General features: G+C 73.9%; 3 protein-coding genes and 1 pseudogene. All 4 read right to left on the bottom strand.

What is annotated here, in order from left to right; translation table 11 throughout:
* Nucleotides 1-630, bottom strand: a pseudogene (locus GT045_RS04310) (hypothetical protein); the annotation flags it as partial.
* A gap of 52 nt (nt 631-682) precedes the next feature.
* Nucleotides 683-1936 carry an aromatic acid exporter family protein gene (locus tag GT045_RS04305; protein ID WP_202515887.1) on the bottom strand — a complete coding sequence of 418 codons (1254 nt, stop codon included), beginning with the start codon at nt 1934-1936 and terminating at the stop codon, nt 683-685.
* A 151-nt stretch (nt 1937-2087) separates the two neighbouring features.
* A complete protein-coding gene (locus GT045_RS04300) occupies nt 2088-2582 on the bottom strand; it encodes an FBP domain-containing protein (RefSeq protein WP_161293244.1) in 495 nt (164 codons plus the stop codon).
* Nucleotides 2583-2695: 113 nt separating this feature from the next.
* Nucleotides 2696-3343, bottom strand: a complete 648-nt coding sequence (locus GT045_RS04295; RefSeq protein WP_161293242.1) for a PAS domain-containing protein — start codon at nt 3341-3343, stop codon at nt 2696-2698.
* Between the last annotated feature and the right edge of the window lie 141 nt (nt 3344-3484).

Below are 3484 nucleotides of genomic sequence, written 5' to 3'. Positions count from 1 at the left end.
GCCGCCGGAGGCCGCCGCCATGGGCATCGGCGCGCCGTACCCGCCGAACGCTCCGGGCGGCCCGGTGCGCAGCGCCCGCTGCCGGTCACGCTCCCGGCGCCGCCACTCGGCGAGCGGCTCCTCCTTCAGCGGGAACGCCCGGAGCTGCACCCCGCCCCACACCTCCTCGCCGGTGACCTGCCCCTCCACCGTCGCACCCAGCCCCAGGGGTACGGCCACGAACTGGCGGACCGTGCCCTTGCCGGAGTTGATGCCGTCCAGCCAGGGCTGGCGGGGCAGCACCACGTAGTTCTGCGGGTGCCGGGACAGCCGGTCGCGCCACGGCTCGCCGGACACCGCGCACACCTTGCCGACGCCGACCTGCAGCGCGGCCGGCTCCGCCGTGCCCGCGAAACTCAGCCACATCGCCTCGCGCAGGTACACGGGCAGCAGCACACCGCCGCGCGCCCGCCACTCCTGCGGCACCCGGTCGGCGTAGTCCGCCACCCGCCGGACCGGGAACTCGCCCAGCCCGGGCGGCAGCGGATGCGTTCCCGTCTCCGGCAGCCGCAGGGTGCGCACGAACCGCACGTGCACCCCGCCCGGCAGCCGCAGGCCGTTTCCGTCGATCCGGACTCCGGAACCGGTCATCCGCCCGCCCTCCCGCTCTCCGCTCCGCGCGCCGGGCCGCCCCGGCGCCTTCTCACCGATAACGCTCACCGAACCCCGCGCGGTTCCGCCACAGCTTCTCCTGCACGCCGAGCCGGTCGCGCAGCCAGGCCATCCGCGGCAGCTTGGCCCGCTGCTCGCGGGAGACCCGGTCCAGCTCCTCCAGCAGGCGGCGGGTGCGGTGCTCGGTGTTCAGCTCGTCGATGATGCGGGTCGTCTCGGTCAGCACGGCGCCCAGCAGCTGCCAGTTCGCCCAGTCCTTGCCGATCTCCTCGCGGAGCAGTTCGGCCAGCCGGTCCCGGGTGCCGGCCGCCGTGTGCAGCTCGGCCGTCAGCCGGGCCTCCGCCGACTCGGCGTTCTGGCTCAGGTCGGTGGTCACCAGCACCGCGAAGCTGACGACCGCGTCCGCGATCTCCGACAGCAGCTGCGCCACGGTCGCCCCCACCCGGGGCGGGAACAGCTCCTCGGGCCCGCGGGCCTTCGCCAGGTCCGTGAAGGAGCGGGCCAGGACCCGCAGGACCACCGTGCAGATCTCCAGCGTGTCCAGTCCGGTGCGCAGCACCACCCGGTGCAGCAGCCCCTCCTTCACCCGCGGGTTGAGCCGCAGGCTGTCCTCGGCCTGCCGCAGCGCCGCGTCCACCTGCACGATGTCGTGGTCGAGCCGGCGTGCCTCGTGCAGCCGCTCGGCGGCCCGCTGCCAGGGGATCCGGCCCGCCGCCTCCTCGCCCATGCGCAGCATCAGCTGGCGCACCCGCCGCGCGAGGTCCTCGATGGACCGGCCCGCCGCGTCCACCCACACCGGTGGCGGCAGCAGCAGGTTGCAGGCGGTACCGACGACCGCGCCGATCAGCGTCTCCACGATCCGGGCCCACGCGGTGAACCCGACCGTGGTGACGCCGAGCACCAGCATGGCGCTGATCGCCACCTCGGCCACGTACTCGTCGACGCGGACCAGGTGCCCCACGGCCAGTGCGGCGACGATCAGCAGCGCCAGGCTCCACCAGGTCAGTCCCACGAGCACGCTGAAGGCGATGGCGACCAGCACGCCGGCCACCACCGCGTTCACCCGGCGGATGCCGTTGGTGAGTGTGGCGAAGAAGGTGACCTGCACGACCAGCAGCGCGGTCAGCGGCGCGGTGAGCGGGGCCGGTTCGGGACTCAGCCGGAGCGCGATCACGTAGGCGATCGTCGCGGCTGTCGCTGAGCGCAGCGTCTGGACGACCACCGGTTCACGGCGGCGCCCCACCAGGCGCAGCACTCCCGTGGTCCACTTTCGTACGTCGAGCATCCCTTGGCCTGTTCCCGTTCCTCGGGTGCATCGAACGTGGCCGTTTGCGGACTGTTTCCGGCCGTTCGTTTTCGCACACGACCGGATTCGGTCGACTTTCGCCGCCGGTCCCGGCCTCAGGAGGCAGCCGCGCCGCGATGGCGGGCGGGGTTCACGCGTACAGCTTGTCGATGAAGGCGCACAGGTTGCCCCGCATGCGGGCGGTCTGCTCCGCCAGGGTCAGGCTCTCCTCGAACCGGGCCCCGGACTGCGGGACCTTCCGGCCGCGCAGATACAGCGAACACGCCAGGTCGGCGCAGAGGTACAGCCCCACCGAATTGCCCTCGCGGCCCGCCGGCCCCGCCTTCCGCGCGGTCATCAGGGACACCCCGCCGCCGGGATGCGTGGTCAGGCACGCGGAGCACATGCTGCGGTGCAAAAAGCCGCTCCGGGAGGCCGGCAGGCGCAGGGCGATGCCGACGGGACGGCCGTCCCGTTCGATGACCAGATAGCTGCGGTCGGGGGCGCCGGGATCCCGCCAGCCGAGGAAGTCGAGATCGTCCCACGGGCGTTCGTCGAGATCGCGCGGGACGGCCAGCCGCTTGGCCTCGCCCTTGGAGCAGTTGACGAACGAGGCGCGGATGTCCTGCTCGGTGAGCGGTCGCATGGGGGTCCTTCCGGGGTCGACGGCCGTTACCTAGGGATCCTAGGAACACGGCTATCGTATTTAGCCGGAGGGCGGTGGAGCCACCGGATTTCCGGACGCGGGGACGGGGGCGGTCACTCCTCCCTCGCCTCGGGGGCTCTCGCCTCCGGCGGCCACACGCCGCTGACCAGTACGCCCTGGGCGTAGGCGCGGGCGACCAGCTCGGTGCGGTTGGCCGCGCCCCACCGCGCCGACAGGCGGCGCAGGTGGTAGGTGACGCCGTCCGCGGTGAGACCGAGTTCGCGGGCGGCGTGGGCGGTGGTGGCTCCCCCCGCCAGCAGGGCCAGCACCTGCCGCTCCACCGCGCTGGTCCGCACCGGCTCCGGCGCGGCCGCGCGGCGCTCGCCCAGCACCCGCAGCATCACCAGCAGTGCCGGTGTGTCCTCCACGCTGTCGCTCACCGGGTCCGCCGTCAGCTCCCCCTGCCGCTCGGAACCGCCGGCCGTCCGCCAGCACACCGACACCTGGTAGCGGGAGCGGTGCCGCAGCCGCAGTGCCTCGGCGATCCGCTCCACCTGGCCGGCCTCCCGCGGCCGGAACAGCTCCAGCACATGCCGGCCGCGCAGCCGGCCCGGGGTCGTACCGCACTCCGCGGCCATCGCCGGGTTCGCCAGCACCACCTGGCCGTGCACGTCGCAGACCGCCACCGGCACCGCGACCCGGTCGAACACCATCAGAGCGCGGTTGCGCCACACCACCGCGTCGGCCCGTTCCGCTTCCATCCGCACCTCCCGGCCCGCCGCCATCCAAAAGGAAGAAGCAGGTCAGCGGCAACTCGACGGACGACCGGTGAGACCACGCCCGCGGCCCGTCCGTCCGCGCACCCGGGCCGCGGACCGCCGGCCGCGGACCGCCGGCCGCGG

The organism is Streptomyces sp. SID486, assembly GCF_009865385.1.
GTDB lineage: Bacteria > Actinomycetota > Actinomycetes > Streptomycetales > Streptomycetaceae > Streptomyces.
Note: the sequence above shows the minus strand (reverse complement) of the source record. Positions and strands in the feature narration are given on the sequence as shown.

Coding starts and splice junctions, on each gene's coding strand:
- GT045_RS04295 (WP_161293242.1), bottom strand. CDS start 3,343: ATGGAAGCGGAACGGGCCGACGCGGTGGTGTGGCGCAACCGCGCTCTG.
- GT045_RS04305 (WP_202515887.1), bottom strand. CDS start 1,936: ATGCTCGACGTACGAAAGTGGACCACGGGAGTGCTGCGCCTGGTGGGG.
- GT045_RS04300 (WP_161293244.1), bottom strand. CDS start 2,582: ATGCGACCGCTCACCGAGCAGGACATCCGCGCCTCGTTCGTCAACTGC.